This is a genomic window from Thermoleptolyngbya sichuanensis A183, assembly GCF_013177315.1.
GTDB lineage: Bacteria > Cyanobacteriota > Cyanobacteriia > Elainellales > Elainellaceae > Thermoleptolyngbya > Thermoleptolyngbya sichuanensis.
Genome location: NZ_CP053661.1, coordinates 3,215,289 through 3,234,262 on the forward strand (window position 1 = coordinate 3,215,289; position 18,974 = coordinate 3,234,262).

Consider the following 18,974-nt stretch of genomic DNA (forward strand, 5'->3'; position numbering starts at 1 on the left):
CAGGGTGACTCTATGAGCGATTGCGGCTATAGTTCTACCCGGAGTGCGCCACCCCGCACAATTGGACTCACTGGCGGCGTTGGGATGGGAAAAACCACGATTTCAAACTATCTAGCAACAGTCCGACAGCTTCCCGTACTAGATGCCGATGTATATGCACGAGAAGCAGTTGAACCTGGGTGTGCCGTACTCCATGAAATTGTGGAACGATATGGGCCAAGTATCCTCATGCCCAATGGACGACTCGATCGCGCCCGACTCGGAGAAATTATCTTCCATAGTCCGCCAGAGCGTCTTTGGATCGAGCAGCGCATTCATCCCTACGTGCGTGATCGTATCACCGCAGAGCTACAGGAATTGGCACGGCGGCGAGAGGCGATCGCAGTCGTCGTCGTGCCGCTCCTATTCGAAGCCCGCATGACAGATCTAGTCAACGAAATCTGGGTCGTCAACTGCCCTCGCGAACAGCAAATTGAACGACTCATGCAGCGAGACGTAGAAGGCTCCGGCAACGGCCGCCTCAGCCTAGAACAGATCCACGCTCGCATCGACAGCCAAATGCCAATCAGTCAGAAAATCAGCCACGCCAACGTCATCATTCAAAACACCTCAACCCTGGACAATCTGTTCAAACAGATCGACTGGGCACTCCAACACGCATCAGAATCATCAGCCTCTTGACACTAGGCAGCAGATAACGAGGTAATGCCTTTTAGTAAGGGAAAGATAGCCTCTTCCTGTTCTGCTAGCTTCTCTCTGACACAACGATTGTAGTCATGGATGAACATCCAAATCGCACCGATGTGATTCTCAATCTTTTTGGAAAAGGACAACGTCTTCCTCACCAACCGAGAAATCCGCTGCCTCAGAGCTAATTTATGAAGCAAATCTTAAGAAGCCTGAAACTCTTGGCATGTGTGGCTTTGAGGTCATGCTTGCCCAGGAAAAGCGGTTTCTCGGAAATCCTTGATTAACAAGGCTTTCAGGCTCCTTTACAAATTAGCTCTCAGGGTGTTGTTCAGTCGTTCAATGTAGCTTGTCAAGCCGCTCTCTTTGCCCACAGCCGTATGGCGTTTGCTGGGAATGACGGTGACAGAAGCCTCCCAGTAATCGGTATAGACTTTGGCACACTGTCGATAGACCGCCGGGATGAACTGCCATAGGGCGATCGCTGATGTTCGAGAGCGCTCACCGATGTGGCAGCCGATGATCTCTCGGGTGTCGGCATCGATGGCCACCCAGACCCACTGCTTGTTGCCTCTGCGATCGACAAAAGACCCGATTTCATCCATCTGCACGCTCAGCTTGCCTTTAGCCTTGGGGATGACCGCTGCTGCTTGCGGCACGGCTGCATAGCACGCGTTGACATAAGCCTGGAGCCAGCGAGCCGAAACCTTGGCAGCCCTGGCGATACCCGCTAACGGAAGTTTCTCCAACAGCAGTAGACCAACGAAAGATCGAGTGTCCTTGTCTTTCGGCTTCCACTGGAGGTTCTCGACAAACTAGCGGTTGCAGTCTTGGCACTTGTAGTTTTGCTTACCGCGCCGGGTGGTGCCGTTCTTGGAGATGTCATGGGACCCACGGGTTGGACAGGTCATCTCGATAGTCGTGGAGCCTACTCGCTCAAACTCTCAAAAGGCGATGGCGTTCCTTTTTCTCTCCATCCTTTACGTTAATCCACTACCACAATTTGAAATAAATCAAGGGGCGATCGCTCGCTTCACATTCTGATACAAAGTCGCCCATTGCTGTTTAGAAAAAGCTGGAATCTTCCTCCCCAGCCTTATTTCAAATTCTGCCCCTCAAATTGAGGCAATTCTAAAGAAAATCGGAGCCTTTCAACATACAAATAAATGTAAAGAACCTTGGCTAGATTGACTCAATGTAACTATTATGCAAAGAACGGGAAGGTTTTATGCTAGCCCGTCTCATTTATCCATTCGCAATTCGATCGCATTTATTATGACTACAACCATTCAGCGGCGCGATAGCGCCTCGGCTTGGGAGCGGTTTTGCGCTTGGGTCACCAGCACCAACAACCGCCTGTACGTGGGCTGGTTCGGCGTGTTGATGATCCCCACCCTGCTCACCGCAACCACCTGCTTCATTATCGCCTTCATCGCTGCTCCCCCCGTGGACATCGACGGCATCCGTGAACCCGTCGCAGGCTCCCTGCTGTACGGCAACAACATCATCACCGGCGCAGTGGTTCCCTCCAGCAACGCCATCGGTCTGCACCTGTATCCCATCTGGGAAGCCGCCTCTCTGGACGAGTGGCTGTACAACGGCGGTCCGTACCAACTGGTGTGCTTCCACTTCCTGATTGGCATCTTTGCCTATATGGGTCGTCAGTGGGAACTGAGCTACCGCCTGGGTATGCGTCCCTGGATCTGCGTTGCCTATAGCGCACCTCTGGCCGCCGCCACCTCGGTGTTCCTGATCTACCCCATCGGACAAGGCTCCTTCTCCGACGGTATGCCCCTGGGCATCTCCGGCACCTTCAACTTCATGTTCGTGTTCCAAGCAGAGCACAACATCCTGATGCACCCCTTCCACATGCTGGGCGTAGCAGGCGTGTTCGGCGGCTCCCTGTTCTCCGCCATGCACGGTTCGTTGGTGACCTCCTCCCTAGTGCGCGAGACCACCGAAGTTGAATCGCAGAACTACGGCTACAAGTTCGGACAAGAAGAAGAAACCTACAACATCGTTGCCGCCCACGGCTACTTTGGTCGGTTGATCTTCCAATACGCCAGCTTCAACAACAGCCGCTCGCTGCACTTCTTCCTGGGTGCATGGCCGGTGGTTTGCATCTGGTTCACGGCGCTGGGCATCAGCACGATGGCATTCAACCTGAACGGGTTCAACTTCAACCAGTCGGTGTTGGATAGCCAAGGTCGCGTGATCAACACCTGGGCAGACATCCTGAACCGCGCCAACCTGGGTATGGAAGTGATGCACGAGCGCAACGCTCACAACTTCCCGCTTGACCTGGCTTCGGGTGAGGCGATTCCTGTGGCGCTGACGGCTCCGGCAATCAACAGCTAGGGTTTGTTTCAATTCAGCGTTGCTGAGTTTGAATTCATCAGATTGGGATGGAGGAGTTTGTTCTTCCATCCCAATTTTTTATGCTGCTTTAGCCCAATTTTTATAGTGCTTTAGCGAATTTCAAACGTTATGATTGCAAGCTGAAAAGCCTGTGGCTTGGCGATCCCCGTTGCGGGATTGCCTTTTTGTTGGTATTCTCAGGTCTTGTTTCATTGCTTCTTAATTCTGTTTTAAGAACTTAAAGCGGAGTTGTTTGTTCGAGTTTCCATGAACCCACGTATCCCCAAACGCTACACGCTGATGATCGCCTGCACTGGGCGATCGCCCCTCACAATCACCTTTCGGCCTGCCGTTGTGCTGACAACTCTGGCCGTGGTTGCAGCGATCCCCATCGTCGGAGTTGGCAAAGTTTTTTACAACTACACCCAGCGAAATCACTCTCTTACGGAGGAAAACTCGGCCCTGGCAGAGCAGGCAAAGGAAATCCTAGAGCAAGTTGAGGTGCTGGAGGCGCAGATTGGTGACTTGCAGCAGCGGGCCGGCATGGAAGACGATTCTGGGACTGCTGAGGCTGAGTCGGCGGGCGATCGCCCCCTGCGTCCTCCCGTTCGACAGTCTGAAAGCAGCAACTTCCAGGGTGGACTCTCGCAGGCAGTGCCGCCGGAACTAATGCTGCAAGCGGCCCAGGCGCAAATTCCCGGATTGCTCCAAAAGTTGCAGCAGCGGGTGCAGCCTGCATTGGAAAAGACGCTGATCCGCGAAGACGCACGCCCCAAGGGAGTTCCGCTAAAAGGGCGAGGCGTGGAGATTTCTTCTGAGTTTGGGCTACGACGCAACCCCTTTGGCAGCGGCTACGAGCTACACCAGGGGATGGACTTTACCGCAGCCTACGGCACGCCGATTCATGCAACGGCTCCGGGGCGGGTTGTGACGGCGGGTTGGTCGCAGGGCGGCTATGGCTATCACGTCATTGTGGATCATGGCTATGGCTATCGCACGCTCTATGCCCACATGACCAAGGTTGAGGTCGAGGCGGGGGCGAAAATCGAGCGCGATCGCCTTGTGGGTTATCTAGGCAGCACCGGACGCTCCAGCGGCCCCCACCTGCATTACGGGGTGTATTACAACGATCAGCCCATCGACCCCAAAGACTATCTGGAGTAGGATTTAGCTGGAAGCAGCGCATCTACGTCTTAAAGCACCGCGTCGGTAGTTCTTCGGATCTCTCTGGATGTCGTGTTGACTTTCTCGATCAGCCTCGACCAGCCAAACGTATCCGCTTTGAACGTATCCGCTTTGATAGTACAAAGCTGGGTCTGCTGTAGAATTCTGCCTAGAGGAGTCAAGTTATTTCGTGCAGGTTATTTCGTGCAGGGTAGAGGGACAACGCAACTCAGTTTGGGGGGTTATTGAAAGATGTTTTTTGCACGCAAGCCAGCGGTTTCATCGGGTTCGTTGACCTATCTGGGTGAAAAGTGCGAGATCAATGGCGATATCCACCTGGAAGGCAACCTGCGGGTTGATGGCATTGTCCACGGCAATGTGGAAGTTCTGGGCGATATGGAAGTGTCGCACACCGGGTTGGTTGAAGGGCTGGAAATTCGCGCCCGCAACCTGATTATTCACGGTGTGGTCAAGGCGCGTCTCATGGTAGATGGCAAGCTGTCAGTCAGCAAAACCGCCCGTCTGGAAGGCGACGTGACGGCTGGCGCGATTGACATCGAAGGTGGCGCATTCTACACCGGGCACATGGCCACGACGGATGCCAAGTCGCTTCCTGGAACCGGCCGCTTGCCAGAGCTAATTGGACGAGAGCAGACTGGCGGGCTTGGGGGCTAGGGATCAGGGGCGATCGCCCGACCCTATTCCCCGTTACCTCGCCACCCAGTCATCGCGTCATCCCGTGACTGTGCCCGTCAGCGGCGAGCTTGCGCTGGCGTAGCTTTTCACCGGGATGCGGCCCGAGAGATAGGCCAGACGGCCGGCCTGGGTCGCCAAGCCCATTGCGTGACCCATGAGGACGGGATCTTGCGCCTGGGCGATCGCCGTATTGATTAACAGCGCATCGGCCCCCATTTCCATCGCCTGAGCGGCCTCGCTGGGCGCACCAATCCCTGCGTCCACGACAACAGGCACGCTGGCATTTTCGATGATGATTTGAATGTTCGCAGCGTTGCGAATGCCCTGACCAGAGCCAATCGGGGAACCCAGCGGCATCACCGTCGCGCAGCCCGCCTCTTCTAGGCGCTTGGCCAGCAGCGGGTCAGCGTTGATATAGGGCAACACGGCAAAGCCTTCCTTCACCAACTGCTCCGCCGCCTGGAGCGTGCCAATCGGGTCAGGCAGCAGATATTTGGCATCGGGAATCACTTCCAGCTTCACAAAGTTGTTGTCCTCTTGTCCCAGCAGTTTCGCCATTTCCCGCCCCAGTCGGGCGACGCGGATTGCCTCTTCTGCCGTCTTGCAGCCTGCGGTATTGGGCAACATCCACAGCGTTTTCCAGTCCAGCGCTTCGCCCAGCCCCTCATGCCCCGGCGCGTTGGTCTGCACGCGGCGCACCGCCACCGTCACGATCTCGCTGCCGCTAGCGGCAATGCTGCGGCGCATCAGGTCGAAATTGGCATATTTGCCCGTGCCCGTCATCAACCGCGACCGGAATTTGCGTCCAGCAATGATCAGCAGCTTTGGGTCAGGCGTTGACGTGGATGCAATGGGAACTTCAGCGGAGATTGGGTCAGCAGGTGTAGCAGTTTGGATCATGGCAGCGGAATTTAAGGGTGGGGGAGAGGCTTGGGAGGAAGGTGGCTGGGGAACTGGAGCAGGCAGCAAGCCAGCGCCCGCTTGAAATCGCTGCCAGGAGAAGGCAGCCAGCAGCGGGTCAGCCTGCTGATGACACACCCAGTCGGCAATCAGGCGGGCAGTCATCGGCGTGAGCAAAATGCCGTTGCGATAGTGCCCGACGGCGAGGGTGAGGTTATCGCAGGGACCAGGGCCGAGGATAGGCATCTCGTCTGGCGTGGCTGGGCGAAAGCCCCACCAGGTTTCTTGAATCGGGAAGTGCTGGAGGGCAGGATAGACGGCGATCGCCCCCGCCAGCAGCTCGTTCAGGCCCGCAGGCGTGTTTCCAGGCATAAAGCCAACGGGTTCGCTGGTTGCCCCCACTACGATGCGCCCGTCGCGCCGGGGCACGATATAGGCTCCGGGCGCATACAGCACTTGCTGGAGCGGGAGTTCCGCCGTTGCGCTGGCCATTGCGCCAGAGGGAACCGTGACCGAAAACATTTGCCCCTTGCGCGGCTGTACGGGCACGGGTAGCAAGGCACGGCTCCAGGCTCCCGTCGCCAAGATGTAGTGGGGCGATCGCCACAGTCCCGCACTCGTTTGCACGCCAACCACCTGCTCCCTGCGCTGCTCTAGCCCCAGCACCTCCACGCCTTCGTGCATCTCCACCCCCAGCGACTCTGCCGCCAGCCGCAGCGTCAGCGTCAGCGCTCGATTGTCTACCTGCCCATCTTCGGCATACCACCAGCCGCCGACGACGCGATCGCCCAGCCCCGGCTGAGCCAGGTGGATGGCCGCAGTGTCGAGATAAGGGGAGGAATGAGGAGAAGGCAAATGGGCGCGTTGGCGTGGGGACGAACCCTCAATGGCGAGTTCTAGGGACAAAATGCCGCAGGGCCAGTAGCCCGTGGATTGTCCGGTCAAGTCTTCGAGTTTTTGCGTCCAGTCAGGATAGAGAGCGCGGCTCTGCAAACACAGGTCGAGCATCGGCCCGTCGAGATGCTCGGCGTAGGGAGCCAGCATTCCGGCAGCGGCATGGCTGGCGGCTTGCTTAAAGTCGCGGCTGAGCAGCGTCACCGACACACCACGCAGTCTTAACTCTACAGCGATCGCCAGTCCAACTGCACCACCGCCAATAATCAGCACATCAGAGGCCGAGTTCATATCTACAGCAGAAGGAGGGGGGTGAAACAGTCCACTACCCTACCATAGACCCCTAACGGGTGTCTGCGCTGGAGCCGCTGGGGCAGGTTGGGGCTGGAAGGTCGAGTCTTGTTGTGGAACGCTGCCGGGATCAGGCGAAAAGGTGGCCTCACCGCCAACTGAGGCAGGAGCCTGCTGAACGGGCGTTTCTCCGGCGGGGGTTGTGGCTTCACCCCCAACCGCAGCAGGGCTGGGAGGGGGCTGAGTCTGCTGACTGGTGCGAAAGATATTGGGAATGGGAAGCCTAGGCAGCGACAGCGTAGCGGAGGGATTTTTGACTGCATTGGATAGCAACAGCGCGGCGATTACCCCCAGCACAGAAAACGCAATCAGCCGCACTGCCCCAGTTGCCAGCGTATTAATCAAAGCACCCAACACCAGGATGATGAGAATGAAACCCACGATAGAGATCGTATTCATGCAGTTAGCCCCCTCCAGAGTTCACTCGACATCTCGATGTATCGTGCCTATCGTGCTGCGTTCCCATATCGCTTTCTCAAGTCTATGCTGGGCAGTTGCCCTCAGATAAGCTTGCGGCATTACGTCCGCCTCAACTCCGCCGGATTACCACAGCGCTCGAATTGGGCCGCGGCCACCAGAGTCGTAATAGTAGGTTCCATCGTAGTAGACCCCAGATGGCCCCCCCATGCCATCGTAGATGGGGCCGTCGCCATAGATGGGGCCATCGCCGTAGATAGGGCCGCCCATATCCTGGGTGCTGCGGCTAGGAGCCTGATTGGTGGCTTGGGGAACGGTTTGGGGATTGACCTGAGTCCGGGTCGAGGGCAGGTTGGCAGGAGCCTGAGCCGCAGGAGGCTGTTCCCGCGTTGGCCGCAGGGATGGTGGCGTGAACGAAATGGGCCAGCGGGTCTGGAAAATCGTCAGCGCGAAAAACACCAGCAGCCCAAAGCCCAGGTAGCGATACCAATCCTTTGCCAAGATGTTGACCAGGGCGGCCAGGATCAAAAACGCAATGAGAAACCCAAGAAACTCAGCAGTTAACAGCATGACCTGCTCCCCAAAATAGCCCCTAGTCCACACTTCCTTTGGGTTTGGATCTGGACGTAGAGGGCGATCGCCCTCCAGCCCCCGTCATCCTTCACCGTAAACTTCATCCGCAAACTGCCTAACCGCAAACTGCCTAACACCTTAGTCTGGCAAGCTAACCGCCGATCCTTCGTGGGAGAATTGGAAGACAGCGACGGCCGCGCCCAATCTGGAAAATCCCAGCCCAGACAATCCCAGCCCAGACAATCCCAGCCCAGACAATCCCAGCCCAGACAATCCCAGCCTAGCCAGTCCCAGATTGCCCCAGCCCCCTCTGCCTGCATGGCGCGAGTACTGCTAGCCCCCAGTTCACGCCCGTTGATCAAACGCATGATTCAGACTAAACCCACTAAACCAACCCACTCAACCAATTGTTATGAAAGCCAATTTGTTATGAAGGTCAATCCCCTGCTGTAATAGGATCTGACGGAGATAGTTTCCTGCTTTGTCCTCAGACGGTTTTCCTAAAGTCTGCACTGGCAGCATAGACCTAGCACGGCGAAGAAACAGAACCACTTGGCTGGAGCAGTTCGGTAGCACCCTCAAAAGCTCCCTCAAAATCGAGGCTCTGAAAAATCGAGGCTCTGAGGACTGGAACTCTGCAAAATCAGCCAAATACACGAATACTGAAATACATTTGTCCATCTAAACTCCATCTGAACTTTAACATTCCTTTTTGACTTGCATTCACCTCCCTCAGGGAGTCTTTTGAAAAATCTTTTGAAGCGTTTGGGAAACGCAAGGTTTGCGCTTATCCTCCTGATTTCTCCTGATTTCTACCCTCTAACCCCACACCTCTCAATGACCACTGCCGAACCGATCTGGATTTACGACACCACCCTGCGCGACGGTGCCCAGCGAGAAGGGCTGTCGCTTTCCTTAGAAGACAAGCTGCGAATCGCCCACCAGCTTGACCAGATGGGCATTCCCTTTATCGAAGGTGGCTGGCCGGGCGCAAACCCCAAAGACGTGCAGTTTTTCTGGCAAATCAAAGAAGAACCGCTGTCCCAGGCGGAAATTGTGGCTTTTTGTTCTACTCGCCGACCGGGACGCACCGCTGCCGAAGACCCGATGCTGCAACCGATTTTGTCGGCGGGGACGCGCTGGGTGACGGTGTTTGGGAAGTCGTGGGATCTGCACGTTGTCGAGGGGCTGAAGACCACGCTGGACGAAAACCTGGAGATGATCCGCGATACGCTGAGCTATTTCCGCAGCCAGGGGCGGCGCGTAATCTACGACGCAGAGCATTGGTTTGACGGGTATCGGCAAAATCCTGACTATGCGCTGGAAACCCTGGGGGCGGCGATCGCCGGAGGGGCGGAATGGCTCGTCCTCTGCGACACCAACGGCGGCACGCTGCCCCAAGACGTGGCCACGATTACCCGCGCGGTATCCAAATATATTGTCAATCACCTGGCTAGCCACCCGCTCGACCCCGATCGCCCTGCTCCCCAAATCGGCATCCATACCCACAATGACTCTGGCACGGCGGTGGCCAATGCCCTGGCGGCCGTGGGCGAGGGCGCACGCATGGTGCAGGGCACGATCAACGGCTACGGCGAGCGCTGCGGCAATGCCAACCTATGCACGCTGATCCCCAACCTCCAACTGAAGCTGGGCTATGCCTGCGTCCGTGAGGAGCAACTGGCCAAACTAACCGACACCAGCCGCCTGATCAGCGAGATTGTCAATCTGGCCCCGGACGACCACGCGCCATTTGTGGGACTATCTGCCTTTGCCCACAAGGGCGGCATCCACGTCAGCGCCGTAGAGCGCAACCCGCTGACCTACGAACACATCCGCCCAGAGCAGGTGGGCAACCGCCGCCGCATTGTGATTTCTGACCAGGCCGGGCTGAGCAATGTGCTGGCCAAGGCCCGCAGCTTTGGCATCGAGCTAGAAAAGGATGATCCCACCTGTCGCCATATTTTGCAGCACTTGAAAACGCTGGAAAACGAAGGGTATCAGTTTGAAGCGGCGGAGGCTAGCTTTGAGCTGCTGATGCGGGAGGCGCTGGGGCAGCGGCAGCGGTTCTTTGAGCTACAGGGCTTTCAGGCGCGGTGCGATATGGCTCCAGAGATGAATGACGGCAATTCCTACGCGCTGGCAACGATCAAGGTCCGGATTGACGGCAAGGACTATCTGGAGGCGGCTGAGGGCAATGGCCCCGTGTCGGCGCTGGATGCAGCCCTGCGGAAGGCGCTGGTGAATGTTTACCCGGCGATCGCCCAATTCCACCTGACGGATTACAAAGTGCGGATTCTCGATGGCGGCGCGGGGACTTCGGCCAAAACTCGCGTGCTGGTGGAGTCGAGCAATGGCCACCAGCGCTGGACGACCGTGGGCGTGTCTACCAACATCATCGAAGCGTCTTATCAGGCGGTGGTGGAGGGACTGGAATATGGTCTGCTGCTACAAAATCAGGCGGAGGCAGTGCTTAGCACCTGAAGTCGAAACTCGGCCGAAGCAGCAGGGATTAATCCTATTCCTGCAAAACTTCGTCATACTGATGAGAAATAACGTGAGAAGTAACGGGGTTGCCCCTCCATGCCCACGTTGATTTCACTCCAGTCCTGTCGCCACGGGGTCGGCAGAACCAATCTGACGGCAAATTTGGCAGCTTGCATTGCCGCCCAGGGCTACCGTGTGGGCGTTCTGGATGCGGATGGCGCTGCGCCAGGAATTCATGCCCTGTTTGGTCGAACGGCTGCGTTGGACGATGTAGCAATTAATCAGGACGTGTGGAGCAACTGGACGAGCGATTCCGAATCGGGCGATCGCCCGCTACCCTTTTCAAGTACTGCTATTCCGATAGGCCAAGGCACTGTGTTGCTGCTGGGGGGCGATCTGTGCCTAGTGCCGCCCGACCTGCGGGTGCGGGATGTGCAGCGGTGTCTTCAGCAGGGCTACGATCCCGACCCCCTGGGGCAGGGCCTCCGCACCGTGGCAGAGCGACTGGGGCTAGAGTTTCTGCTCATCGACACTTACCCCGAACTGGACGAAGGCACAATGCTATGGATGGCAGTGTCCGATGCAGTCGTTTTGGTGCTGGGGCTGGATGCGACCGAGTTTCAAAGCCTGGCCGTGCGGATGGACATTGCCCACACGCTGGAAGTCCCTCAAGTCTGGCTATTGGCTAACCAGGTGCCGCCTGCCTATGGGCTGAGGGAAGTCTGGCGCAAGTTGGAGCATAGCTATGGCAACGCCATGATTGGCGTGTTGCCGATGGAGGATGAGATGCTGGCGCTGGGCAGCACTGGGCTGTTTTACCTGACCTATCCCGATCATCCGCTCAGTCTTGCGCTAGAGGCGATCGCCCATCAGTTGATCAAAGCGCCTGTGATCAAAGCGCTCGCGCCTATCACTCAGTTGCAATCTGTTTCTGCCGATTTGCCGCCAGATCCCAAATCTGTAGATTAGGCACGCGAGATTAGGCACGAAACGCGCTACTGAGGCGTAAGGGCGATCGCAAATGATCCGTCTGCGCTGGGTTGCAGCGGCTGCACGCGCACCACGGCATCCAAATTGAGCGAACCGTAGACGTGGGGAAAGTGGCGGTCAACAGGCACGCCCGCTACCTCGTCATACTGAAGCGGAGACTGGAGGCGATCGCCCTCAATCCACAGCAGCATCAACCCCGTCTGCCCCGCAAAGAAAGTATTCGCCACCCAGCTAATTTGCGCTGCGGTGGAACAGTGCATAAAGCCCTCTGCGTCCAAACTGGGGGCCCGATACTCGCCCAACGCCTGGGCCCGCCGCCATTGGGGTTGAGTTGTAATGTGGAACAGGAGCATAGGCAGGCACTAGGAAACGTGATGGACAACCACAGGACGGACGGGTGAGATGCCTTCGAGAACCGACTCCAAGACTCACCCTCGCCCGCTTGCCACCTGAATGACCTGAAACAGGGCCGATTCTTCGACCGCGCCAAACGCATCGACGGGGGTCAGCGGTGCCAGACAGGGAAACACCGTCAGCCCTGGCACGCGGTTAGCAGATTGGGTAGCTTCAGGGGTGAGGGTAACCATCGGCACGGTACTCAGCACCGTATGTTCATAGAGATGTTTGAAATAGGTAGTGGGATCGGGCAGGCTGCCTTCCAGCACGACCACATGGGGCTTCCAGACCCGCGCCAGCAAATCTGCCTGGTCGAGATCACTCACCTCCACCACCCGGTAGGGGTAGCTGTGCAATAGCTCTGACACGCTGGGGCCATCGGCAGCAAGCGCCTGGGGCGACAGACGCAGATGCAGCACAGTCAGGCGATTGGCAGGAATCGGCGACCACTCATCCGGTGTCTGGGTGGCTTCCAGAATGCTCTTGCGAAGAGACTCAGGGTGGATGGGGTGACTCAGGCAAGCGCTGGCCCCGTAGGCGATCGCTCTCGGTTTTTCCTCCGTGCTGCCGCTCCAGATGACGGGCGTGGCGCGAGTATCGATGCCGGCCTTGAGCAGCGTTAGCACGTCCCAGCCCGACAGCAGCGGCAGATTCGGGTTCAAAATCACCAGCGCAGGCTGGAGCCGCCGCACTTTTTCCAGGGCTTCGGTGCCGCTGCGGGCGATCGCCACCCGATAGCCCAACTGGCGCAAACCAGAATCCAGCATCTCAATTCGGGCCGTGTTCGTCTCGGCCACCAGCACAAGCCGCTGCTGAAGTTTTCGGGATGCATGAAGCGGCAGTTTGGTCGGCCGGGGCTGCACATCTTTGGGCAGCAGCACCGTAAAGCGACTGCCCTTGCCTTCCTCAGAGATAAAGGTAACGTCGCCACCGTGCAGTCGGGCAATGCGCTGCGTCAGCACCAATCCCAACCCGGTGCCTTCAAACCGTCGCGTTAAGGGGTTTTCAAGCTGCTGAAATTTTTGGAAGATGAGATGCTGCTTATCTGCCGCGATGCCAATGCCCGTATCCCAGACAGTAAAAGCCACCCAGCCATCCCAAGTAGTCACTTCCAGCCCCACCTTGCCCGTCGTCGGCGTAAACTTGAGCGCGTTGGAGAGCAGGTTGGTCAGCATTTGCCGCAACCGCAGGTCATCCGCCGTCATTTCGCTTAGCCCCGGCTGAATGCTCAGGCTAAATTCTGGTTCTTCAAGCGTCTCGGCGGCTTTTCCGGCTTCAGACACAGAAACTTCCTGATGAAGCTGGCGGGCCTGCTCATAGGCCCGATGACAGAGGGAAGCTAGCTCGACAGACTCCAGATTTAGCTCAAGCTGCCCAGTTTCAATCCGGGTCAGATCCAGAATGTCGTTTACAATCAGCGTCAGATGGCGACCACTCTGATAGATGAGTTGAGCATAGCGGGCCTGGCGATCGTTGAGGGGCCCAACTAGCTGTTCCTTGAGCAGGCTCGATAGACCCAGCACCGCTGTCAGCGGGGTTTTCAGCTCGTGGCTGATGCAGGATAAGAACTCGTCCTTGAGGCGGTTAAGCTGGGCTAGCTCAGCGGTTTTTGTGGCCAACTCTCGCGCCATCTGGTGCTGCTCGGTTACATCTTGAGCAATCACCAGCCAGAGGGGCTGGAGGTCTGGCGTGCTGCTTTTGCCCAACGAGAACCGGGTCAGTTGCCACACGCGGTCTGGAAAATATTCCTCGTCGGGGCTGTCGGAAAGGATGTCTTGGGGATGAAGATGACGCGGCTGGGGCGAGGGCGGCAGGGTAGAGACGCGGTTGGGCGGAGTCGGGGTTGGCTCTTTGGGGATTCGCTGGTGTAGCGTATGGGCTTTTTGAGTGGGGCTATAAGCGGAACTATGAGTGGAACCGTGGGCAGGGCTGTGGGTCGGCCACGCTGCCGCAGGTTTGGGCGATCGCCCGGTGGGTGGCTCTGCTTCGAGACGGCAAAACGGCGGTAACCGCACCTCCGTCTGAGCAACGTCGGCCTCCTCCATCGCGGCGATCGCCTCCAGCACCTTGGGTTCGTCGCCAATCTGCTGCTGCCAACCCTGGCTATAGGCCACCCCTCCACACTCTGCTCGCCACAGGATCATCGGCACAGGTAGCCCTTTGACCAGCCCCACCAGCCCCGACCCCAGCGGCGATTCACCCTCGGCTGGCTGAGCCTTGTGCTTGGATCGCCCAAAGGGGGACGAGGCCGTGCCAACGGCAATCTGCCAGGGGCGATCGCCCGCACTATTCTCAGGTTTGACGGTAGGCAGTGCAGAGGGGGGTTCAGGCGCGTCTGGTGGGAAAGATGAGTCGGTCGGTGATGCTGAAGCAGCCAGAGCATCGGGAGCGGTGAAAGCGGACGGCCCGTCAGCCCTCGCTGGCAGAACGGCAAAATGTCGCCAAAAGGCGATTGCATCTACTGCGCCCAGCACCTTGCCCGCCTCATCCACCAGCACCCACGGCGGATCGCTGGCATGGAGCCAGTGCCAACCCTCGGTCACTTCCCAATCGGCTGGCAGCACTGTCAGCGGTTGCAGCAGCGCAGGATGATCGATCAAAATATCTTCTAGGCTGGTATCTAGCAGCGGGGTCGCCTCTGCGGGCAGGTCTAGGTGCAAGAGTGTGAGGATACGGCTGATTTGCAGCCGACCCAGCGGCGCACCCTGTTCATCCACGGCGATCGCCTCAGCTGTCTCTTGCTGCCGACCCTGAGCCATCAGCCCAATCAGCGTCTCTTTGATAGAGACTGACAACATGGGTTCCAAAAAATCGCGCAGTCGAGGAATGGGCATAGCACCAAGGCAGAACTCCGGGTCGGTGAGCGCTATAACCTAAAACCCACTAAACCCAATAAACTTTAGGACTTACGCACTTGCGATAAGTTTTCTAGGTCTTGGACGATTTCTCGCGGGCTGCGCCTGCGAGAAACCGTCCCATTGCGTAAGACCTAAACTCATTATGGTGGTGTGATCCAGGGATTGGAAACGTTTGCCCCGATAACTAGTGTTAAACTTCTAACATTAGTGCTAAATGTTGCGTTTCCCAACGATTTTGCCTGAAGAACTGTCACCTTTTTTGCAGATTTCTTGCAGAATCTTCGAGACTTTTGCCAACTTGCTCATTGCAATCCCTGACTCACGCCCTTGCTTTCTCTCTGCGCGTTAATCTACCCCCAGGGCCTGCTTCCTTCACTCTTGCAGGCTTGGCAAAGCGATATGATGATCGGGGGCGATCGCTCTCGATGTCGGGTCACGTCTTTCCACCAGCTCGACCTCTTTCTAGACTACGTTCAGCGCGAAAAGCGTCAGATCGACTGTCTGCTGTTTGAGAACAGCCCCGACCTCAAAACAGCCCTCTCTCAGCTTCGCCAAAGGAGTATCTTTCTGCCTGCCATCGTGCTAGAGCCGGAACCCCTCCAGCCCGTGCCCTCTGCCGATGCAATTTTCGACGAGTTGCTGCAAGAAGCAGATGCCATCACCTACCACTCGGCGATCCTGCACGTCCCGGTAACTCAGTTCTCCGATCTAGAACATCTAACCGAAAAGGCGATCAACCAATTCCTCAAGCTGTCTGCAACCCCCTCCAGCTTGAATCCGTCTACCCCCAGTCGGGTTGGCACGCTTACGACCCATTCCTCTCTGATTCAGCAGCAGCGTCGCCTCTCTGAGAAGTTGAGCGAACGCCTAGGATACCTGGGGGTCTACTACAAGCGTAATTCCGCAAACTTCCTTCGACACATGCCCCCCCCAGAGCGGCAGGAATTTCTGGAACAGCTTAAGGCCGAATACCGAGAGATCATTCTCCGCTACTTCATAGAAGACTCACATCTCAACGAAAAAATCGATAACTTCGTGAACCTGGCGTTTTTTGCCGACGTGCCAGTGGCGCAGGTCGTTGAGATTCATATGGAGTTAATGGATGAGTTTGCCAAACAGCTCAAACTGGAGGGACGCAACGACGAAATTCTGCTTGACTATCGGCTGACTTTGATTGATGTGATTGCCCATTTGTGTGAGATGTATCGCCGCTCGATTCCTCGCGAAACCTGAATCCGCTGAACCTTACTGGCTCGTTGCAAATCTCACTATCTATCCGCCCAGGTTTATATCAATATTCTTTATTCGATTGCCTTTCCCATCAACCCATGAGTCCTCTAAGAAAAACCTACATCCTCAAGCTCTACGTTGCCGGGAATACTCCGAACTCCGTGCGGGCGCTGAAAACCCTGAACCACATCCTGGAGAATGAATTTCAGGGAGTCTACGCGCTCAAAGTGATTGACGTGCTGAAGAACCCCCAGCTTGCAGAGGAAGACAAAATTCTGGCAACGCCGACCCTGGCTAAGATTCTGCCGCCCCCTGTCCGCAAGATCATTGGCGATCTATCTGACCGAGAAAAAGTCTTGATCGGCCTTGACCTTCTGTATGATGAATTGGGTGAAGAGGAGGCAGAAATCTAGAGTGTCTGGGATTTCTGGGGGGTGCTGGCTGCGTTTTTACCGGACTGGCTGCGTTTTAGACAGCGTGTAGGGATAGGGCGATCGCCCGTCTACACGAATACCCTACACGACTACCAGCGTCTTCTAAAGCTGCCTCATCAGCCCCATCGATTCCAGCAGCAAACCTCATTGAATCTTCGCTTCGAGTCTTCAAGGTTTCTAAAAGTTTCTAAATTTTGGGTAGATATCTGGGTATGAACGATTCGAGTCAGACTGGACAGCAGCAGAACGGCGCGGCTCTCATGGGTGTCCAGAAGATTCGCACCATGATTGAGGGCTTTGACGACATTAGCAACGGTGGGCTGCCAGTCGGACGCGCCACGCTCGTTAGCGGCACCTCTGGAACCGGCAAAACCCTCTTTGCGGTGCAGTTCCTCTACAACGGCATTACTCACTTCGACGAAGCAGGCATCTTCGTCACCTTTGAAGAAGCCCCTGCTGACATCATCAAAAACGCCTACAGCTTTGGCTGGGATCTGCAAAAGCTGATCGACGACGGCAAGCTGTTCATCCTTGATGCTTCGCCCGATCCCGAAGGGCAGGAAGTCGTCGGCAACTTTGACCTGTCGGCGCTGATCGAACGGATTCAATACGCCATCCGAAAATACAAAGCCAAGCGCGTCTCGATCGACTCGGTAACGGCAGTGTTTCAGCAATATGCCGCCGTTTCTGTGGTGCGGCGCGAAATCTTTCGCCTGGTGGCTCGCCTCAAGCAGGTCGGCGCAACCACCATCATGACGACAGAGCGCGTCGATGAATACGGCCCCGTCGCCCGCTTTGGGGTCGAAGAGTTTGTGTCTGACAACGTGGTGATTGTGCGGAACGTGCTAGAGGGCGAACGCCGCCGCCGCACGATGGAAATCCTGAAGCTGCGCGGCACCACCCACATGAAGGGCGAATATCCCTTCACCATCACCAATCAGGGCATCAATATCTTCCCCCTAGGAGCCATGCGCCTGACCCAGCGCTCCTCTAATGCCCGCGTGTCGTCTGGCGTGGCAACGCTGGACTCGATGTGTGGCGGCGGCTTTTTCAAAGACTCGATCATCCTGGCAACAGGGGCAACAGGGACAGGCAAGACGCTGCTGGTCAGCATGTTTTTGCAAAACGCCTGTCAGAACGGCGAACGCGCCATCCTGTTTGCCTATGAAGAGTCGCGGGCGCAGCTTTCGCGCAACGCCTATTCCTGGGGTATTGACTTTGAAGACCTGGAGCAGCGCGGCCTGCTCAAAATCATCTGCGCCTATCCCGAATCGGCGGGTTTGGAAGACCACCTGCAAATTATTAAGTCAGAAATTGCCGAGTTCAAGCCGTCGCGCATTGCCATCGACTCGCTCTCGGCGCTGGCGCGGGGCGTGAGCAATAATGCCTTCCGGCAGTTTGTGATCGGCGTGACGGGCTATGCCAAGCAGGAGGAGATTACGGGCTTCTTTACCAACACCACGGATCAATTCATGGGGTCGCACTCGATCACCGATTCCCACATTTCCACGATTACAGACACGATTTTGATGCTGCAATATGTGGAGATTCGCGGCGAAATGTCTCGCGCCATCAACGTCTTCAAGATGCGTGGCTCCTGGCATGACAAGGGCATCCGCGAATATATCATCAGCGAGAATGGTCCAGAGATTAAGGATTCGTTCCGCAACTTTGAGCGGATCATCAGCGGTTCGCCCACCCGCATCTCGGTAGACGAGAAGAACGAGCTATCCCGCATTGTGCGGGGCTTCCAGGAAAAGAGCGACGGCGAAGTTTAGAGTAGTTTTACGCTGTTTTACGCTAAGTGTTGCACGTTGAGCAAATCTCGTGAGCAAGGCTGATCCAAATCGGGTGCTGCGCCTGATGCCGCTGGCGGTGGGCGGGCTGGGCGGCACGCTGCTGCTGATTAACCGACTGGCTACGTCAAATCTGACGGATTTTCAAGCCCGGTCGGACGTGGTGGGGGTGATTTTGAGCGCGGTGCTGATTCTTACTGGGCTGCTGTGGCAGCGCATCCAGCCGCGATCGCCCGATGCGGTCATTCTCAACGGCGAAGAAGGGTTTGACCTGGCAGAAGATTTGCCCGACGCTGCCAAGCTGGAGCTGGCCTGGGCTTCGCACCTGCTGTTGACCAATACTGTGACGCGATCGCTCGTGGTGTGGCAAGACGGGCGCGTGCTGCTGCGGCGCGGTGTGCTGAGTCCCAAAGTCATGAAAACCCCCGGCCCCATTGTGCAGCGGGCGCTGGATACCCAGAAGCCGATTTATCTGGTGAACCTGCAACTCTATCCCGGCAAGATTGAGTTTGACTATCTGCCAGACAATACCCAGGGCGTGATCTGCCAGCCGATGGGCGATCGCGGCGTGATTATCTTAGCCGCCAATGCCCCCCGCAGCTATACCCGCCAGGACGAAATCTGGATTGCCGGAATTGCCGACAAGCTGGGCGAGACGCTCCGCCTGTAGGGACGATTCCTGCACCTGTCCCGATTTTTAACCTGAATAATTGTCAGGACTTACGCACTTGCGATAGGCTCTT

Annotated in this window: 16 protein-coding genes and 2 pseudogenes; 10 read left to right on the top strand and 8 right to left on the bottom strand. The window is 56.9% G+C overall.

Features of this window, described 5'->3' with window-relative positions; genetic code table 11:
* Positions 1-12: 12 nt before the first annotated feature.
* The gene (gene coaE / locus HPC62_RS13430; protein ID WP_172356450.1) at positions 13-681 is read left to right on the top strand and encodes a dephospho-CoA kinase; all 669 of its coding nucleotides are present in this window, start codon (positions 13-15) and stop codon (positions 679-681) included.
* A gap of 2 nt (positions 682-683) precedes the next feature.
* Here coaE and HPC62_RS24190 read toward each other — a convergent pair.
* Both HPC62_RS24190 and HPC62_RS13440 read right to left on the bottom strand, forming a co-directional pair.
* Positions 684-860, bottom strand: a pseudogene (locus HPC62_RS24190) (hypothetical protein); the annotation flags it as partial.
* 141 nt (positions 861-1,001) lie between these two features.
* Positions 1,002-1,598 (bottom strand): annotated as a pseudogene (locus tag HPC62_RS13440) (IS1 family transposase); the annotation flags it as partial.
* 364 nt (positions 1,599-1,962) lie between these two features.
* Between HPC62_RS13440 and psbA the strand changes: the two are divergent.
* The 3 genes from psbA (at position 1,963) to HPC62_RS13455 (ending at position 4,884) form a co-directional block, all read left to right on the top strand.
* Complete coding sequence (gene psbA / locus HPC62_RS13445) at positions 1,963-3,045, top strand: photosystem II q(b) protein (RefSeq protein WP_172356454.1); 1,083 nt, start codon at positions 1,963-1,965, stop codon at positions 3,043-3,045.
* 267 nt (positions 3,046-3,312) lie between these two features.
* Entirely contained in the window at positions 3,313-4,209 is an 897-nt protein-coding gene (locus HPC62_RS13450) for a peptidoglycan DD-metalloendopeptidase family protein (protein WP_172356456.1), read from the top strand.
* 252 nt (positions 4,210-4,461) lie between these two features.
* Complete coding sequence (locus HPC62_RS13455) at positions 4,462-4,884, top strand: bactofilin family protein (RefSeq protein ID WP_172356458.1); 423 nt, start codon at positions 4,462-4,464, stop codon at positions 4,882-4,884.
* A gap of 57 nt (positions 4,885-4,941) precedes the next feature.
* Here HPC62_RS13455 and thiO read toward each other — a convergent pair whose 3' ends face one another.
* The 4 genes from thiO to HPC62_RS13475 all read right to left on the bottom strand — a co-directional run bounded on the left by thiO (position 4,942) and on the right by HPC62_RS13475 (position 8,408).
* A complete protein-coding gene (thiO, locus tag HPC62_RS24195; RefSeq protein ID WP_172356460.1) occupies positions 4,942-6,990 on the bottom strand; it encodes a glycine oxidase ThiO in 2,049 nt (682 codons plus the stop codon).
* 39 nt (positions 6,991-7,029) lie between these two features.
* Positions 7,030-7,449, bottom strand: a complete 420-nt coding sequence (locus tag HPC62_RS13465; protein ID WP_172356462.1) for a hypothetical protein — start codon at positions 7,447-7,449, stop codon at positions 7,030-7,032.
* A gap of 144 nt (positions 7,450-7,593) precedes the next feature.
* Positions 7,594-8,037: a hypothetical protein gene (locus tag HPC62_RS13470; protein ID WP_172356464.1), complete on the bottom strand. Its 444-nt coding sequence runs from the start codon at positions 8,035-8,037 to the stop codon at positions 7,594-7,596.
* Positions 8,028-8,408: a hypothetical protein gene (locus HPC62_RS13475; protein ID WP_172356466.1), complete on the bottom strand. Its 381-nt coding sequence runs from the start codon at positions 8,406-8,408 to the stop codon at positions 8,028-8,030. Before HPC62_RS13475 ends, HPC62_RS13470 begins: the two co-directional genes overlap by 10 nt.
* A gap of 469 nt (positions 8,409-8,877) precedes the next feature.
* Here HPC62_RS13475 and cimA point away from each other — a divergent pair, with 469 nt between their 5' ends.
* Together cimA and HPC62_RS13485 are read left to right on the top strand one after the other, a co-directional pair.
* On the top strand, positions 8,878-10,524 hold the full coding sequence (gene cimA / locus HPC62_RS13480; protein ID WP_172356468.1) for a citramalate synthase: 1,647 nt from the start codon (positions 8,878-8,880) through the stop codon (positions 10,522-10,524).
* Positions 10,525-10,623: 99 nt separating this feature from the next.
* A complete protein-coding gene (locus HPC62_RS13485; RefSeq protein ID WP_172356470.1) occupies positions 10,624-11,496 on the top strand; it encodes a MinD/ParA family ATP-binding protein in 873 nt (290 codons plus the stop codon).
* Positions 11,497-11,522: 26 nt separating this feature from the next.
* Here HPC62_RS13485 and HPC62_RS13490 read toward each other — a convergent pair whose 3' ends face one another.
* Both HPC62_RS13490 and HPC62_RS13495 read right to left on the bottom strand, forming a co-directional pair.
* On the bottom strand, positions 11,523-11,870 hold the full coding sequence (locus HPC62_RS13490; protein WP_172356472.1) for a DUF952 domain-containing protein: 348 nt from the start codon (positions 11,868-11,870) through the stop codon (positions 11,523-11,525).
* Positions 11,871-11,945: 75 nt separating this feature from the next.
* Complete coding sequence (locus HPC62_RS13495; protein WP_172356474.1) at positions 11,946-14,747, bottom strand: ATP-binding response regulator; 2,802 nt, start codon at positions 14,745-14,747, stop codon at positions 11,946-11,948.
* Positions 14,748-15,149: 402 nt separating this feature from the next.
* Between HPC62_RS13495 and HPC62_RS13500 the strand changes: the two genes are divergently transcribed.
* From HPC62_RS13500 to HPC62_RS13515, 4 genes are all read left to right on the top strand, one after another.
* Positions 15,150-16,004 carry a circadian clock protein KaiA gene (locus HPC62_RS13500; protein WP_216655257.1) on the top strand — a complete coding sequence of 285 codons (855 nt, stop codon included), beginning with the start codon at positions 15,150-15,152 and terminating at the stop codon, positions 16,002-16,004.
* A gap of 95 nt (positions 16,005-16,099) precedes the next feature.
* The gene (gene kaiB / locus HPC62_RS13505; RefSeq protein ID WP_068507005.1) at positions 16,100-16,414 is read left to right on the top strand and encodes a circadian clock protein KaiB; all 315 of its coding nucleotides are present in this window, start codon (positions 16,100-16,102) and stop codon (positions 16,412-16,414) included.
* Between the two features lie 233 nt (positions 16,415-16,647).
* On the top strand, positions 16,648-18,213 hold the full coding sequence (gene kaiC / locus HPC62_RS13510) for a circadian clock protein KaiC (protein ID WP_172356476.1): 1,566 nt from the start codon (positions 16,648-16,650) through the stop codon (positions 18,211-18,213).
* 49 nt (positions 18,214-18,262) lie between these two features.
* Positions 18,263-18,901, top strand: coding sequence for a cofactor assembly of complex C subunit B (locus HPC62_RS13515; protein WP_172356478.1), 639 nt, complete (start codon positions 18,263-18,265; stop codon positions 18,899-18,901).
* Positions 18,902-18,974: the final 73 nt, after the last annotated feature.

Coding starts and splice junctions, on each gene's coding strand:
- coaE (WP_172356450.1), top strand. CDS start 13: ATGAGCGATTGCGGCTATAGTTCTACCCGGAGTGCGCCACCCCGCACA.
- psbA (WP_172356454.1), top strand. CDS start 1,963: ATGACTACAACCATTCAGCGGCGCGATAGCGCCTCGGCTTGGGAGCGG.
- HPC62_RS13450 (WP_172356456.1), top strand. CDS start 3,313: ATGAACCCACGTATCCCCAAACGCTACACGCTGATGATCGCCTGCACT.
- HPC62_RS13455 (WP_172356458.1), top strand. CDS start 4,462: ATGTTTTTTGCACGCAAGCCAGCGGTTTCATCGGGTTCGTTGACCTAT.
- thiO (WP_172356460.1), bottom strand. CDS start 6,990: ATGAACTCGGCCTCTGATGTGCTGATTATTGGCGGTGGTGCAGTTGGA.
- HPC62_RS13465 (WP_172356462.1), bottom strand. CDS start 7,449: ATGAATACGATCTCTATCGTGGGTTTCATTCTCATCATCCTGGTGTTG.
- HPC62_RS13470 (WP_172356464.1), bottom strand. CDS start 8,037: ATGCTGTTAACTGCTGAGTTTCTTGGGTTTCTCATTGCGTTTTTGATC.
- HPC62_RS13475 (WP_172356466.1), bottom strand. CDS start 8,408: ATGCGTTTGATCAACGGGCGTGAACTGGGGGCTAGCAGTACTCGCGCC.
- cimA (WP_172356468.1), top strand. CDS start 8,878: ATGACCACTGCCGAACCGATCTGGATTTACGACACCACCCTGCGCGAC.
- HPC62_RS13485 (WP_172356470.1), top strand. CDS start 10,624: ATGCCCACGTTGATTTCACTCCAGTCCTGTCGCCACGGGGTCGGCAGA.
- HPC62_RS13490 (WP_172356472.1), bottom strand. CDS start 11,870: ATGCTCCTGTTCCACATTACAACTCAACCCCAATGGCGGCGGGCCCAG.
- HPC62_RS13495 (WP_172356474.1), bottom strand. CDS start 14,747: ATGCCCATTCCTCGACTGCGCGATTTTTTGGAACCCATGTTGTCAGTC.
- kaiB (WP_068507005.1), top strand. CDS start 16,100: ATGAGTCCTCTAAGAAAAACCTACATCCTCAAGCTCTACGTTGCCGGG.
- kaiC (WP_172356476.1), top strand. CDS start 16,648: ATGAACGATTCGAGTCAGACTGGACAGCAGCAGAACGGCGCGGCTCTC.